At 64.4% G+C, this 15298-nt stretch carries 10 protein-coding genes and 1 pseudogene; 7 read left to right on the top strand and 4 right to left on the bottom strand.

All coding sequences use genetic code 11. The features are described from left to right. Positions 1-40 precede the first annotated feature (40 nt). The 5 genes and pseudogenes from KA184_19115 (at position 41) to KA184_19095 (ending at position 7696) form a co-directional block, all read left to right on the top strand. Positions 41-1861: pseudogene (locus KA184_19115) on the top strand (30S ribosomal protein S1). A 439-nt stretch (positions 1862-2300) separates the two neighbouring features. Then, a complete protein-coding gene (gene ilvB / locus KA184_19110; protein MBP8131694.1) occupies positions 2301-4076 on the top strand; it encodes a biosynthetic-type acetolactate synthase large subunit in 1776 nt (591 codons plus the stop codon). 335 nt (positions 4077-4411) lie between these two features. Next, on the top strand, positions 4412-5467 hold the full coding sequence (locus tag KA184_19105) for an archaeosortase/exosortase family protein (protein ID MBP8131693.1): 1056 nt from the start codon (positions 4412-4414) through the stop codon (positions 5465-5467). Further along, on the top strand, positions 5467-6261 hold the full coding sequence (locus KA184_19100; protein MBP8131692.1) for a hypothetical protein: 795 nt from the start codon (positions 5467-5469) through the stop codon (positions 6259-6261). The genes KA184_19105 and KA184_19100 overlap by 1 nt, the downstream gene beginning before the upstream one ends. Positions 6262-6415: 154 nt before the next feature. Continuing rightward, on the top strand, positions 6416-7696 hold the full coding sequence (locus tag KA184_19095) for an AGE family epimerase/isomerase (protein MBP8131691.1): 1281 nt from the start codon (positions 6416-6418) through the stop codon (positions 7694-7696). A 115-nt stretch (positions 7697-7811) separates the two neighbouring features. Here KA184_19095 and glmM read toward each other — a convergent pair whose 3' ends face one another. After that, positions 7812-9155: a phosphoglucosamine mutase gene (gene glmM, locus KA184_19090; protein MBP8131690.1), complete on the bottom strand. Its 1344-nt coding sequence runs from the start codon at positions 9153-9155 to the stop codon at positions 7812-7814. Between the two features lie 7 nt (positions 9156-9162). Further along, positions 9163-9981: a dihydropteroate synthase gene (gene folP / locus KA184_19085; GenBank protein MBP8131689.1), complete on the bottom strand. Its 819-nt coding sequence runs from the start codon at positions 9979-9981 to the stop codon at positions 9163-9165. A 165-nt stretch (positions 9982-10146) separates the two neighbouring features. Between folP and lon the strand changes: the two genes are divergently transcribed. Next, positions 10147-12510 carry an endopeptidase La gene (lon, locus tag KA184_19080; GenBank protein MBP8131688.1) on the top strand — a complete coding sequence of 788 codons (2364 nt, stop codon included), beginning with the start codon at positions 10147-10149 and terminating at the stop codon, positions 12508-12510. A gap of 1 nt (position 12511) precedes the next feature. Beyond that, a complete protein-coding gene (locus tag KA184_19075) occupies positions 12512-13483 on the top strand; it encodes a hypothetical protein (GenBank protein MBP8131687.1) in 972 nt (323 codons plus the stop codon). A gap of 8 nt (positions 13484-13491) precedes the next feature. On the opposite strand, the gene KA184_19070 is transcribed toward KA184_19075, so the two are convergent. Continuing rightward, entirely contained in the window at positions 13492-14397 is a 906-nt protein-coding gene (locus KA184_19070; GenBank protein MBP8131686.1) for a cation transporter, read from the bottom strand. Between the two features lie 23 nt (positions 14398-14420). Next, positions 14421-15298: hypothetical protein (locus KA184_19065; GenBank protein MBP8131685.1), on the bottom strand; the 878-nt coding region annotated here is incomplete at its 5' end.

The raw sequence follows: 15298 nt of genomic DNA, 5'->3' as shown, positions 1-15298 counted from the left end.
AGGGGCAAATCCAACCCTTTAAAGGAGATGTGAAACTGTCATGAGTAATGAACAACAGGATGTGCAACGCACACAACCGGCTGCGGCCGCCCCGGCGACCGATTTAGCCACCACTACCGTCTACGACGATGACGAAGCCCTTGGCCTCGGAGATGACAGCCTGTCACAGGCGGAAATGGAAGCGCTTTACGACGAGACGATGCGCAATTTCCGGGAAGGCGAGGTCGTTCGGGGCACGATTGTCGAGATCAACGAAGACCGCGTGCTTGTTGACATCGGTTACAAGAGCGAAGGCGTGGTCAGCGCGACGGAGTTTCCGCCCGATGTCACTATTCACCCGGGCGATGCATTTGATTTCTACATTGAAGAGCCTGAGGACGAGGACGGCATGCCGGTCCTCTCGAAGATGAAGGCGGACCGGATTAAGAACTGGGAGCACATTCAGACGGTCTACGAGGACGACGGCGTGATCGAAGGGGTGATCACGCGCCGGGTCAAGGGTGGTCTGAAGGTCGATATCGGCATCGACGCGTTCATGCCGGCGAGCCAGTTGACGTTTCGCCCGACGGGCGACTTGGAAAAGTATATTGGTCAGAAGATGGAGTTCAAGATTATCAAGCTGACCAAGCGGAGGCGGAACGTGGTGGTGAGCCGGCGCAAGCTGCTGGAAGAGCAGCGCGCGGGCGAGAAGAGCCGTCTGCTCGAAACGATCCACGTGGGTCAGCTCCTGACGGGCGAGGTCAAGAATATTACGGATTTCGGCGCGTTCGTGGACGTGGGCGGGATCGACGGGCTGCTGCACGTGACGGACATGAGCTGGGGCCGCGTCAAGCACCCGTCGCAAGCGGTGCAGGTGGGCCAGCGCATCGAGGTCATGGTGCTCAGCTTTGACCCGCAGTCGGAACGAATCAGCCTCGGTCTCAAACAGAAGACCGAGAACCCGTGGAAGACGGCCGCCGAGCGGTATCCTGTCGGCACCGTGGTGCATGGGCGGGTGGTCAGCATGACGGATTACGGCGCGTTCGTGCAGCTGGAAGACGGGATCGAGGGCATGGTCCACGTCAGCGAGATGAGCTGGACGCGCCGCGTGCGGCATCCGAATGAGATTCTCACGATCGAAGAAGAAGTGCCGGTGATGATCCTCAGCGTCGACCCCGATGCGGAAAAGATCGCGCTGGGCATCAAGCAGACGCAGCCGAACCCGTGGCGCGAGATCGGCCAGAAATACCCGGTCGGCTCGATCGTCAAGGGCAGCGTCCGCAATATGACGGATTACGGCGCTTTCATCCAGCTGGAAGAAGGCATCGACGGCCTGCTGCACGTCAGCGACATGTCGTGGACGAAAAAAGTGAATCATCCTTCCGAAGTGCTGGAGCGCGGGCAGGAAGTCGAAGTGAAGGTGCTCAGCATCGACCCGGACAACGAGAAGATCAGTGTCGGGCTGAAGCAGCTTTCGGAAGACCCGTGGCTGGCGGTCGTTCAGGGACTGCCCATCGGCAGCCATGTTGAGGTCGAGATCGCGAAGCTGGTCAGTTTCGGCGCATTCGCGCGTCTAGATAACGGCATCGAAGGGCTCATTCACGTGAGCGAACTGTCGACCGAACGCGTGCAGAAGCCGGAAGAGGCGGTTTCGGTCGGCGACAAGTTGAACGCGAAGGTTATCAGCATCGACCCGGTCGAGCGGAAGATCGGCCTGAGCGTGCGCGAGTACCAGCGCGACTTGGACCGCCAGTTGCAGGATGACTACGGCGAAGGCTCGGAAGGCGAGCGCGTGGACGTCGCCGCCGCCATGCGCGGCGCCGTGCCCGCAAACATGATCCAGGCGGGCCGCAGTCTCGCCGACGTGGCCACCGAACTGATGGCCGCCGTCGCGCGGGGCACGGAAGCCGCCCGGCAAGAACAGGCAGCGGCCGCCGCTGCCGCTGCCGAAGCGGCCGCGGCGGAAGCGCCGCCCGCCGCACCCGCGGAGGAGACAGCCGAAGAGGCCCCGGCGCCTGGCGTCGAGGAAGCCTCTTCGGACACGGTAGTACCGGCGCCGGAGGAAGACGCGGCACCGAACTCGACCAGCGCCTGACGGCGAGTTCATCCCCTAAATCATCACGAACGAGTCGAGAGCGCCGCGCACACCGACGCGGCGCTCTTCTTTTCCAGCATGGACACGCCGGCAATACCCTTGCCAGAATGCGTGTTAGAGGATAATGACGATGGCGGAGAGGCCCCCGAGCAGGGCCGGCATCGCCAATGAGGAGTCAGAGATGGAAGCAATGCGCAGGTTACCGCAAACAGCGGCGGGCCAGCAGATGTCTGGCGCGGATATGATGATTCACGTGTTGGCCGAACACGGGGTTGACACGATCTTCGGTTACAGCGGCGGGGCGATCCTGCCCACGTACGACGCCATTTTCCGGTACAACCGGGACCACCCGGATACCTCGATCAACCTGGTCGTGCCGGCCAATGAGCAGGGCGCCGGGTTCATGGCGGCGGGCTACTCCCGCGCCACGGGCAAGGTCGGGGTCTCGGTTGTCACGTCGGGTCCGGCGGCAACGAACAGCGTGACGCCCGTGCGCGACTGCATGGCGGATTCCGTGCCCATGGTCCTGATCTGCGGCCAGGTGGCCCGGGCGGCGGTTGGCACGGATGCGTTCCAGGAAGCGCCCGTGTTCAGCATCATGAGCGCGTGCGCCAAGCACGTCTTTCTCGTGAAGGACGAGACGGAACTGGAAGCCACCGTGCGCAGCGCGTTCGAAATTGCGCGCAGCGGACGGCCGGGTCCGGTGGTGATCGACGTGCCGAAAGACGTGCAGAACCACATGGGCGTCTATCAGGGCACGGGCACGCTGCCGTTCCACGGGTATAAGCGCCGCATGGAGCAAATAAACGGGTCGCATGTGCCCGACGCGCAAAGCGCGAAGTTTTTTGAGTACTTGTGCGCCGCGAAGCGCCCGTTGATCTATGCGGGCGGCGGCGTGATAGCCGGGAATGCCGCGTTCGAACTGCGGGAATTCGCGGAACGGTTCCAGGTGCCCGTCGTGACGACGCTGATGGGCATCGGCGCTATGGACACGGCCGGCGACCTGTGCCTGCGCATGCTCGGCATGCATGGTATGGCCTATGCCAACTACGCCGTGCTCGACTGTGATTTCCTTTTCACCGTGGGCGCGCGCTTCGATGACCGCGTGTGCGCCGCGCCGAAGAAATTCGCGGCAAACGCCAAGATCGCGCAGGTCGATATCGACGCGGCGGAAATCGGCAAGGTCAAGCAGACGGACTGGGCGCACGTTGGCCACGTGAAGACCGCATTGCGCGACTTGATCACGTACGGCAAGGATATCCGGCCCGATTTCTCGAAGTGGACCGCGCACACGCGCGCCATGAAACAGCGCCACCATCAGGATTTCAACCGGAATGCGGCCATCATCCAGCCGCAACGCGTCTGCGAGTGCCTCAACGAAATCACGAAAGGCGACGCTATCATCGCCACGGGCGTCGGCCAGCACCAGATGTTCGCCGCGCAGCACTTCGATTTCAAGCAGCCGCGCACGTTCCTGACCTCGGGCAGCATGGGCACCATGGGCTTCGGCCTGCCCGCCGCCATCGGCGCGCAATTCGGCTGCCCGGACAAGCTCGTGGTCGATGTCGACGGTGACGGCAGCCTGCGCATGAATCTCGGCGAACTGGAAACCTGCACCAACTATAACATCCCGGTCAAGGTTCTGTTGCTCAACAACTGCGGGGACGGCATGGTGGTGCAGTGGCAGACCCTCTATTACGAAGGCCGTTTCTCCGGCACCGACAAGACCCTGCACAAGAAGGATTTCGTGCGGGCGGCTCAGGCGGACGGCTTCGAGTTCGCGCGCCGCATCGACCGCGAGGAGGAACTGCGGAGCGCGCTTGATGCGTTCGTTGCGCACCCCGGCCCGGCATTCCTTGAGGTGGTCGTGGACAAGAATGCCTTTGTCTATCCCATGGTCGGTCCCGGCATGGCGTACGACCAGATGCTGACCGGCCCGTACATCACAAGCCGGGAAGCCCTCGAACAGGAAGCCAAGCTGGAGACGTCGGACAGTTTTTAGGGCCGGGTGACCGGTTTCGCACGCAGGGGCGAGACATGCCTCGCCCCTGCGTGTGCCGTGTCGCTGCGGGCTGGGCCGCGCATTTCGGGGCAGGTGCCAGCCCGGGCTTGATTTCACAAACTGGTTTGTGATACAAACCATGCCGCGATTGACCCGGCCCCAATCTTCGGGGCAACGCATGGCGGAAATGCTTCCGCCGCCGTGCATTTGCGCGGTCGGGAGAGCCCCTGTTATGCTTTGTCTTTCGAGGGGTTTTCGCGCGGCATTGCGATTAGCCGCACGGGTCGCGCGCCCGAGGGAGTTGTCTGGCGGGATATATGGAGGGCATCAGGCTTATGGCGAACCCCACGCCGGGCCCTGCGCCTCGCGGCGGCCGTTCCTGGGTGCAGATGGTCACCTTCTTCGTGGTATTTGTGGTAATCGTGCTTGGGCTTCTGATCGGTTACCGCTACGTTATCGACACGCTCGCGAATGACTGGTACCTTTTCCAGGTGGCGCGGCACACGGCATGGACCCTGGACCACATCGGACACGAGGGCTCGCTGGAGGGGGATACGCGTTCAGGCCCGGCCGCGGCGCGGACGCGCGCGAGCCTGGCTGCGTGGGACCGGGGCGAGAATGCGCCGAGTGAGGCGGATATTGCCGCTGCGTCGGAGGCGCCGTTGACCCCGTGGGAGGTATTCCGCTTTCGTTTGGGGCGTCAGATTGGCACGCATAATCCGGCCGAGATCCGCGCCACGCTTGAGGCATGGGACAGGGGAGAATCACAGCCCGCGGCGGAAGCCGTCCAGGCGGCATCCGGCGCGCCGCTTTCCCTGTGGGAACAATACCGCTTTCGCCGGCAAAAATCGCAACGGGAAGGACGTTCGACAGGTCCGCGCGTCTGGTTTGTGCTCCGGCCGGGACTGGAGACCGGGCTCCGGGATATCAACCAGCAGATTGAGTCCATACGCGACAATCGCGGCCCGGAATCGACCGAACCTTCGCGCGAGGAGAGCGTCCTCGAGGAGCAGGCGGCGGCTTTGCAGGCGCGCCTGCAAACGGTGCGCAAGGAGTCGCCGCGCAGCGCGGAACTCGGCCGGTATTTTGTTTTCATCGTGGTGCCGGAATGCGGGGCGATCGAAGTGATGGCCATCTTTCTGGCGGCGGTCATTGCGTTTCCGACCCGGTGGTGGAAACGGTTCGTTGGGCTAGTCGCAGGCCTGCCGATTATGTATCTGGTCAACGTGCTGCGGTTGTCGTGCCTTGCGGTGGTGGGCGCGCTGGACGTGACGCCTGACCGCTGGGTCTTCAGCTTCGCGCACGAATATGTCTGGCAGACGGTGTACATCGTATTTGTCGTGGCGGTGTGGCTCGTATGGATTGAATATGTGGTGCGGAGGAAAGCGTGATGGCAACCGAACCGCAACCGGAAAAGAAGAAGCCGCTTCGCGGCAAGCTGAAAACGGTGTTGAGATTCTGCCGCACGTTTCTGGAACTCACCATAGTGCTGAGCGCGGTCTGGTGGTTCTGTCTGCCGTATTATGCCTTTATTATCGCGCAACTCAGCGCCGGCATCCTGGTAAATGCGCTCGGCACGCCCATCGACGCCGCGTATATCGAGCAAGGCGGGATACTGTTCGAGGTCACCGCGCTGCACGCGTCCGCGCAGCCCGCGCCCGCGGAAACCGGTGAGACCGCGTCCGCGGAAGCGACCGCCGCGCCGGCGTGCGCGGCCGCGGCCTGGATGTGCTCCGTCAAGGAGAGTTTCCGCCGCGGCATCCGCGACATCGACCGCGGGAGCATTGACGCGAAAGAGCGCGGCAATGCCATGCACACGTGGCTGCTCTTGAATATTGACGCGCGGCTGGTTTTCGCGCTTGGCGACCACATGCTGCGTTTTCCCATTGCGCTGCTGGTGACCAACATGGCCCCCTATCTGGCGCTGGTGCTCGCGACGCCCGGCCTGCGCCTGTTCCGGCGGCTCTTCATACTGGTCCTGGGCGCGGCCATCCTCTTCGGCGGGCATATCCTGTTTGTCACGCTCGCCCTCTACTTCCGCGAGGCGATTGCCGCCGCGCCGCATATCCCGCACGCTATCGCGCAGTTCTATCTCACGCTGCCTTTCCTGCTTTGGATTATCCTGGCGTATTGGGGCAGAATCACGGCCTCGTTCGCTGATACGTCGAATGCCGGGAATGAGTAGAGAACGTACATGAAGCCGCGCCGTACGCACGAGGCTGCAGCGCAGAATTCCGCCGCTCTTGCTTTCGCCATGCAAGGTTCCGCTGGTCATGGAAGCCGCCGGAGATCCGCGCCCCAAACGTGCGCCGCCGCGGCGAACGAAGGAGGTATCGCCCATGAGCATCCGCAAGAGACTCACTGAAGCCCGCATGGAAGTCGAGAATCATTTGCACAATGAATTGCTCCCGTTCTGGACAACGCACGGCGTGGACAAGGAATGCGGGGGGTTTCTGACCTATTTCGACCGCGACGGCAATCCCACCGGTCAGACGGACAAAACGCTCGTCTGTCAGGCCCGCTGCATCTACGCGTACTCTTCCGCCCACCGCGCGGGGCTGGGCGACGGCAGGTTTCTAGAGATGGCGCGCCAGGGCGTCGATTTTCTCATCAACCATTTCTGGGACGAGGAAAACACGGGCTGGCACTGGATTTGCCGGCAGGACGGCACGCCGCTCAACACGCTCAAGATCATGTATGGCCAGTCGTTCGCGATCTACGCGCTCAGCGAATACGGCATGGCCTCCGGCGACCACCGCGGCGCCGAAATGGCCGAGGAAACTTATGAAGCCATTACGCGCCTTGCCTCGGACAACGAGCATGGCGGATTCTTCGAATTCATGGAACGCGACTGGAAGCGCCGCCCCGGCGGGCGGTCCGGCGGCGACCGCAAATCGCTCGACGTGCACATGCACCTCATGGAGGCATTTACGAACCTCTACGAGGCCACCGGCGTCATCGGCTACAAGGAAGACACGGAATACATCATCAATCTCATCTACGAGCACATGATCCAGCCCAAGTTCGGCGTTGGCGTCGCTCAATTCATGCTCGACTGGACGCCCGTGCGCGCGATCATCTTCGACAGCGTCTGGGGCTCGGACCGCGACGTCGAGGAGGATTCCGGGCGGCCCCTGGACAACACCAGCTACGGCCACAACGTCGAATTCGGCTGGCTGCTCAAGCACACCATCGACATTTGCGGCTTCGACCTCGAGACGTTCAAGCCGCGCATTCAGAAGCTCTACGATCACTGCCACAAATACGGGATCGACTGGGAGCGCGGCGGCGTCTATTGCGAAGGGCCGATTGACGGCCCCGCGCGCGAGCGGAACAAGGAATTCTGGCAGCAGGCCGAGACGCTCGTCGCCATGCTCGACGGCTTCGAGATTTTTGGCGACGAGAAATATCTCGACGCCTACGAGAACGTGCACGGCTTCGTGATGGACACCATGATCAATCACGAAGTGGGCGAATGGTTCCCCCTCTTCGACGAGGACAACAACCTGCTCTGGGACTACATGGCCCACGCGTGGAAGATCAACTACCACACGGTGCGCTCGATGCTCGAATGCGAAAGGAGGCTCAACCGTCTGCTCGCCGTGCACGCACACAAATAAGGCCGGTCGAGGAACGCCTTAACCGGGATGCGCCGGGAACGCGCCGTCCTCTTCGTAGTTCAATCTTCGGGTTGGCTTGAAGACAGGCTGAAGCACGTACTGCGAACGGGAACCGCTACAGACCCGCGACCTTTTCCACGAGCTTGCCCGCGAGGGCTTCCGCCTTGCGCAGGTTTTCGTGTTGGACCATGACGCGGATCACCGGCTCCGTGCCGGACGGGCGGATGACGACGCGGCCCTGTCCGCTGAGTTCCGATTCGGCGTCGCGCGCAAGCTGTTCGAGGCGGTCCGCGTCGGGCCGGTGCGCGGGATCGACGGGCGTTTTCCGGTGGCATTCGGGCAGCGCCTGATATACGTTCGCGATGGCGCTCAGCGGCTGGTCCTTGCGCACCATGACCGCGAGGACATCGAGCGCGGCGATGGTGGCGTCGCCCGTCGTGTTGTGTTCGAGCAATACAATATGGCCCGACGGTTCGCCGCCGACGGTGAGGCGGTGTTCGCGCATGGCCTCGACGACATAGCGGTCGCCGACCTTTGCGTGCAGCACCTTGCCGCCGTGCGGAGCCAGTGCGCGTTCGAGGCCGGCGTTCGCCATGACATTCGCCACGACGGTGTTCCCGGGCAGGCGGTCTTGTTCAAGCCGCTCGACGCCCATGATTGCGAGGATCGCGTTGCCGTCGAGCAGGCGCCCGTGCTCGTCGGCCATGGCGATGCGATCTCCGTCGCCATCGAAAGCGATGCCCACGTCGGCGCGCTCCCGGATGACCGTGGCGCGCATTTCCTCGGAGAAGACGGAGCCGACGCCGTGGTTGATGTTCAGACCGTTGGGCCGGTCGCCTATGGCGGTGACCTCGGCGCCGAGTTCGCGGAACGTCTCCGGGCCGGCCTTATACCCGGCCCCGTTCGAGCAGTCCACCACGATGCGCAATCCGTCCAGGCGCATGCCCTTCGGGAACGTGGCCTTCACGAACTCGATATAACGGCCGACGGCGTCGTCGATGCGGCGCGCGGTGCCGATTTTCTCGGCGACGGGCCGGAACGCGTCCACCTCGCCCGTGGCGATGAGCCGCTGGATTTCGTCCTCGGCCGCGTCGGGGATTTTGTAGCCGTCGCTGCCGAAGATTTTGATGCCGTTGTCGGCGTAGGGGTTGTGCGACGCGGAGATCATGATTCCGCCGTCGCAGCGCAGGCTTCGCATGATGTACGAAACGCCCGGCGTCGGCAGGGGGCCCGTGAGCAACACGTTCACGCCGACTGAGCAGAATCCCGCGGTGAGCGCGTTCTCGATCATGTAGCAGGAGCGGCGCGTGTCCTTGCCGATGAGGATCGTGTGCTGCCGCTCCGACTTCAGAAAGATCAGTCCTGCCGCGCGCCCCACTTTCAGCGCCATCTCGGCGGTCATGGGATGCTGATTGGCCAGGCCGCGGATGCCGTCCGTGCCGAATAGCCGGTCGCTCATGCTTCTGTCATTCTCCCGCGAGCACCGCGTCCGTCATGCGCGCGACGCGCGCCATGGCGCGCACGTCGTGTACCCGGACCGCGTCCGCCCCGTTCATGATAGCTACGGCCACCGTCGCCGCCGTGCCTTCGAAGCGTTCGTTGACCGGCGCGTCGAGCACGGCGCCGATGGCCGACTTGTTCGACGTGCCGATGAGCACCGGCCTGCCGAAGCGCTTGAACTCGCGCAGCCGCCGCAACAGTTCAAGGTTATGCGCAACGGTCTTGCCGAAGCCGAATCCCGGGTCAAGCCAGACCTGTTCCTCGCGCACGCCCGCGCGCGCCGCGGCTGCGAGCCGCTCCTCGAAGAACGCGCAGATATCGTCCACGACGTTATTATACTGCGGCGCGTCCTGCATCGTCATCGGGTTGCCCCGCATGTGCATCAAAACGCACAAACAGCCCGCATCGGCTACGACTCCCGCCATCTCCGGGTCGCCGCGCAGCGCGCTGATGTCGTTCACCATGGCCGCGCCCAGCGCCAGCGCGCGGCGCGCCGTTTCCGCGCGGCACGTGTCCACCGAGATGTGCGCCGGAAGACCCCGAAGCGCCTCGATTACCGGCAACACCCGCCGCAGTTCCTCGTCCAGGCCGACCGGCGCCGCGCCCGGCCGCGACGACTCGCCGCCGGTGTCCAGCCAGTCCGCGCCGTCCCGGCACATGCGTTCGGCGATGTCATACGCCTGTTCGGGACCCTGGATGCGCCCGCCGTCGTAGAACGAATCGGGGGTCACATTCAAGATGCCCATAATCAGGGTGCGCCGCGGCTCTTTCCATTTCTCATCCATGGTTCCCGAGCATACGAAGTGCGGGCGGACAACGCAAGACGGATTTCGCGAGGCGCGCCGCCTGCTGGTTCCAGCCTTCCCCAGCCGTTTGGCGCTTCCTTTTGGGCGGTTCCGGCCAGTATACTCTCTTTCTTCTCAGGCATTTCCCATCGGGAGCGAGCAAACATGTCAGCGAAAGCGCAAAATCATGGGCAGACGGCGCGATTGCCGCTGCTGCCGTTGAAGGACGCCGTTGTATTCCCGCGGATGGTCGTGCCGTTGATCGTGGGCCGGCCCGCATCGCTGGCGGCGGTCGAAGAGTCGCTTGCAGACGAAATGCCGATCTTCCTCCTGACGCAGACGGAGTCCGCGGAGGAGCACCCGGGCCCGGAGCACCTGCACCGGGTCGGCACGGCGGCGAACATCCTGCAGACCACGCGGCTGCCCGACGGCACGATGAAGGTTGTGGTCGAGGGTCTGGGCCGGGGCCGGGTGCGCCGCTTCTACCTTGACGGCGCGACGCCCGAGGTGCTGGTGGTCCGAATCGACAAGGCGGCGCCCGCGGACAGCGAGATTTCGGGGCTCATGCGCGCGGCGTTGACGCAGTTCGAGCAGTTCGCGCGGTTGAGCGGGCGCGTAGCCCCGGAGATCGTGCTGTCGCTGAAGGAAATCGCCGAGGCGGACGTGCTGGCTGACATGCTGTGCGCGTATATGCCGGGCAACGTAGAGGAGCGTCAAGGCCTGCTCGAAACGACGCACGCGGGGCAGCGCCTCGAGCGGATCGCGGGCATCCTCATGCGCGAGAACGAACTGTTTGAAATCGAACGTAACGTGCGCGAGCGCGTGCGCGAGCAGATGGAGCGCGGGCAGCGGGAGCATTACCTGCAGGAGCAGTTGAAAGCGATTCATCAGGAACTGGGCGGACGCGAGGAAGGCGGGGACGAATTCGCGGACTTGCGCGCGCTCATCCAGAAAGCGCGGATGCCGAAGGAGGTCCGCGAGAGGGCGGAACACGAACTGGCCCGTTACGCGCGCATGCCGCTGATGAGCCCCGAGGGCGTGGTCATCCGCACCTACCTGGAATGGCTGATTGAGGTGCCATGGAGCAAGCGCACGAAGGACAGCATCGACATCGTGCGCGCGCAGCAAGTACTTGACGAGGACCATTTCGGCCTGGAGAAGGTCAAGGAGCGCATTCTCGAGTTCCTCGCGGTGCGCAAACTGAGCCAGGACGTGCGCGGGCCGATCCTGTGCCTGGTGGGGCCGCCCGGAGTCGGCAAGACCTCGCTTGGCCAGTCGATTGCGCGCGCTATGAACCGAAAGTTCGTGCGCGTGTCGCTCGGCGGCATCCGCGACGAGGCGGAAATCCGGGGCCATCGGCGGACGTACATCGGCGCGCTGCCCGGACGGATCATCCAGAGCATGAAAAAGGTGGGCGTGAAGAACCCGGTGTTCATGCTCGACGAGATCGACAAGATGAACGTGGATTTCCGGGGCGACCCGTCGTCCGCGCTGCTCGAGGTGCTCGACCCGGCGCAGAACAAGGCGTTCAGCGACCACTACCTGGAAGTGGAGTTCGACTTGTCCGAGGTGTTTTTCGTCGCGACGTCGAACACGGAATTCGACATCCCTCATGCGCTGCGCGACCGCATGGAAATCGTGCGCATGCCGGGATACACGAGCTACGAGAAGACGGCCATCGCGCGAGATTTCCTTGTCCCGAAGCAGATGAAGACGTGCGGCCTTACGGAAGCGCACATCGCGTTCGAGCCGGAAGGCATCGACACGGTCGTCGCGCGGTACACGCGCGAGGCGGGCGTGCGCGAACTGGAGCGGCAGATTGCGAGCGTGTGCCGCAAGGTGGCGCGCAAGGTCGTGACGCAGCCGGACCAGCCCGCGATACGCGTGGGCGCGGACGCGGTGTTCGAGTTTCTCGGGCCGCCGAAGTATACGGAGCAGTTCGCGGACAAGAAGCCGCAGACCGGCGTGGCCATCGGCATGGCCTGGACCGAGGCTGGCGGCGATATCCTGAATATCGAGACGAGCGTCGCGAAGGGGAAGGGCCGCCTGATGCTCACGGGGCAGTTGGGCGACGTAATGAAGGAATCGGCGCAGGCGGCGCACACGTACCTGCGCGCGCACGCGGACGCGCTGCACCTGCCCGAGGATTTCCACAAGACGCTCGACATCCACATCCACATCCCGGAAGGCGCGATTCCGAAGGACGGGCCGTCGGCGGGCGTGGCGCTACTCGTGTCGATGCTTTCCGCGCTGACCGGCCGCGCGCCGCGCGTCGGCATCAGCATGACGGGCGAGATCACGCTGCGCGGGCGGGTGCTGCCCGTGGGCGGCATCAAGGAAAAGGTGCTCGCGGCGCACCGTGCGGGCGTGCGCCACATCATCCTGCCGAAAGAGAACGAGAAGGACTTCCCGGAGGTTCACGAGGAAGTGCGGCGCGACATCAGCTTCACGCTCGTGGAGGAAGTCGGCGAAGTGCTGCGCATCGCGTTTCCCGAAGAGGAAGCGCAGCCGCGGACTGAAGAGGCGTGACATGAATAGACCATTTCTGGCCGTTGTCGCCGCCGCAGCGCTTGCCTGTTGCGCCGCGGCCCGGGCGGAAGGGGCCGCGCCCGAATCCGTTGCCGGAGCGGCGCCGGCCGTGCAAGCTCCCGCGTGGCCGCAGGGCGCGGCGCTTGCGCAGTATCTCGAAGGATTGGCGCCGGAGGGCTGGCAGGCCGCGGGCCCCATCGAGCGCTACGATGCGGCCTCTCTGTTCGAGAAGATCGACGGCCGGTCGGAACTGTTTCATTCCTACGAAGTCGTGGGCCTGGCATTCGTGAGTCTTGCGCCGGCATCCGGCGAAAGCCGGTATATCGATGTATACCTCTACGACATGGGCACGGTGCTCGGGGCGTTCGGCGTGTTTTCCGTCGAGCGCTGGCCCGGCAGCCCACCGCTCCGCCTGGGCCGGGGCGCCTACCATACGGACACAGACGTGTTCTTCTGGAAAGGCCGCTATTACGCATGTTTCCTCGGCGGAAGCGAGAATGCGCTCTTGCGGCGGACCGCCCTGGAACTCGCCGGACAACTGGCGGCGCGGCTACCGGACGAGCCGGAGTCGCCGTGGGGTTTGGCCGCGTTCCCCGAGGAGGGGCTCGTGCCCGACTCGCCCCGTTATTTCAAGGCCGATGCCTTGGCGCTGGATTTCATGACCGACACGTTCACGGCGGAGTATAAGCGCGGGGACGGCGCGATTACGGTGTTCCTGTCGCGGCAGGATTCCGAGGCGGCCGCGCGGGAGAAATGCGAGAAATACCTCGAGTACCTGCAGCGTTACGGCGAAAGCGCGCGCATACTGCCGCCGGAGGAAGGAGGCCTTGTCGTGGGGCGCATCGCGGCGGGATTCCATGATGCGGTCTTCGTGGAGGGCCGGTACCTCGGCGGCGTCACCAATGTCGCGGACGAAGCCGCCGCCGTCGCGGCGGCGCGGGAATTCCACGAGCGCGTGCGGATTCCCGAATAGACGCCCGCTCACGCGCGCCTGGTCTCGGCTTCTTCCTCGAACGGTTCGATGTGCACCAGCACGTCGACCACGTCCTCCCCCTCGTGCAGAAGCCGCTGCTTGACGGCGCGCGCGATCTCGTGCCCCTCATGTACCGTAAGGCCGGGGTCGACGAGCACGTGCAGGTCCACGAACAGGCCCGGTCCCAGCCGACGCGTACGTATGCCATGCACGGACCGCACGCCGGCCGTGTCGCGGGCGAGGCCATCAAGGACTTTGTTTTCGATCTCGGACACCCCGGCTTCGCTCAATTGCTGCAGCGCGGGCGCAATAATCCGCCACGTGGCCTGCATGATCATCAAGGCCACGAGCAGCGCGGCGACGTGGTCGAGAAAGGTCCAGGAGGGTCGAATCTGCGCACCGAGCACGGCGACTGCCACAGGGATCGAGCTGAACGCGTCGGAGCGGTGGTGCCAGGCGTTGGCGATCATCGCGGAGGACTTGATCCGCCGCCCCACGCGCGCGGTCCATCGGTACAGCCACTCTTTGACCACAATGGAGAGGCACGCGACGACGAAGGCCAGCCAGCCGGGGTTTGTCGTGTCTTCCACGGCCAGAGTTGCCAGCGCGTTATACGCCAAGGCAAGGCCCACGATGCCTAGCATGACGCCGATGACCACCGTGACCATGGTCTCAATGCGGCCATGACCATAGGGATGGTCCGAGTCCGCGGGCGCAGACCAGAACGGTGCCCCAACAATGACAACAATGTCCGTGACCGAGTCGCTGAGGCTATGAAAGGCGTCCGCGACGAGCGCCTGGCTGTCCGACATGATTCCCGTCACAAACTTGGTCGCGGACAGCAACAAGTTGACGAGCAGACCCCACAGGGTAACCCTGCGCACAATCCTGGCGGAGGGCGCAGGCACGGACATGACGCCGGGCGCGGCTGACAGATTCATATGGGACCTCCTTCGCGACGGATAAGCACCCATGCGAGCGTGACGGAGACGAGTGCGGCCCCGACCACGCCCGCAGCGACGAACATTCCGAAACGCCGCGGCGAAACAGGCGCGGCCACGGCCGGCAAAGACGCGGCCATTGCAGGCATGCTTTCGGCCAGCGGGGTGGACAATGCCAGCGCGCTTTGCGTCACTGCTTCATCCCAACACATCGGCAGGTCCAATCCCATACGCACCGACTGTTGCAGGCAGGTGCAGGGTATGGCCAATCCTTCCAGAATCCGGTTCAAATGGTCCTGCGTGATGGTTGGGCCCGTCAAGGGCGGCGCCAGCAGTGTGCCCTTGCCGAAGACCACCGTCAGCCAGTCGGCCCCCTGTGCCGGAATGCCAGCGAAGGCGCATAGCAGCCGCTCTTCCGGCGCGGCTCGGTCCAGGCGCACCATGGCGAGTCCGGGCGGCTGTTTCGCCGCCCACGTCTCGCGCGCAGCCTCGATAACCGCGCTGGCGGAAGGCGCGCTTCCCGGAGCGTACAGGAGCACGGCCCAATGCGTGGCAAGCGCGGACTGGACCGCGGCGCGCGCGGGCGACCGGAGCAAGGCTTCCAGTGCGGCGGTGTCCGGCGCGGGCTCCCAGGCGGTGACGACGAACGGCCTGCCCGTCGGTATGGCCGCGCCAATAAGGGCCACGGCGGGCAGGCGCGGCGGTTGCGAAGGAATGCCGTATTCGCCCCAGACGACCGTGGGGTCGTCGCAGAAGACGCGCTCAAGACGGGCGTTGAACGGCGGCTCAAGCGAATCAAGCCACGCGCCGAGACGTTCGGCGATCGCGCGGGTCTCGGGGTCCGCGCGCGTGCCGAACACGCACAGGCGGTGCA

The sequence above is a fragment of the Candidatus Hydrogenedentota bacterium genome, from assembly GCA_018005585.1.
In the GTDB taxonomy this organism is placed as follows: domain Bacteria; phylum Hydrogenedentota; class Hydrogenedentia; order Hydrogenedentales; family JAGMZX01; genus JAGMZX01.
This window is presented reverse-complemented; position numbering and strand designations above follow the sequence as displayed.

Coding starts and splice junctions, on each gene's coding strand:
- ilvB (MBP8131694.1), top strand. CDS start 2,301: ATGTCTGGCGCGGATATGATGATTCACGTGTTGGCCGAACACGGGGTT.
- KA184_19105 (MBP8131693.1), top strand. CDS start 4,412: ATGGCGAACCCCACGCCGGGCCCTGCGCCTCGCGGCGGCCGTTCCTGG.
- KA184_19100 (MBP8131692.1), top strand. CDS start 5,467: ATGGCAACCGAACCGCAACCGGAAAAGAAGAAGCCGCTTCGCGGCAAG.
- KA184_19095 (MBP8131691.1), top strand. CDS start 6,416: ATGAGCATCCGCAAGAGACTCACTGAAGCCCGCATGGAAGTCGAGAAT.
- glmM (MBP8131690.1), bottom strand. CDS start 9,155: ATGAGCGACCGGCTATTCGGCACGGACGGCATCCGCGGCCTGGCCAAT.
- folP (MBP8131689.1), bottom strand. CDS start 9,981: ATGGATGAGAAATGGAAAGAGCCGCGGCGCACCCTGATTATGGGCATC.
- lon (MBP8131688.1), top strand. CDS start 10,147: ATGTCAGCGAAAGCGCAAAATCATGGGCAGACGGCGCGATTGCCGCTG.
- KA184_19075 (MBP8131687.1), top strand. CDS start 12,512: ATGAATAGACCATTTCTGGCCGTTGTCGCCGCCGCAGCGCTTGCCTGT.
- KA184_19070 (MBP8131686.1), bottom strand. CDS start 14,397: ATGTCCGTGCCTGCGCCCTCCGCCAGGATTGTGCGCAGGGTTACCCTG.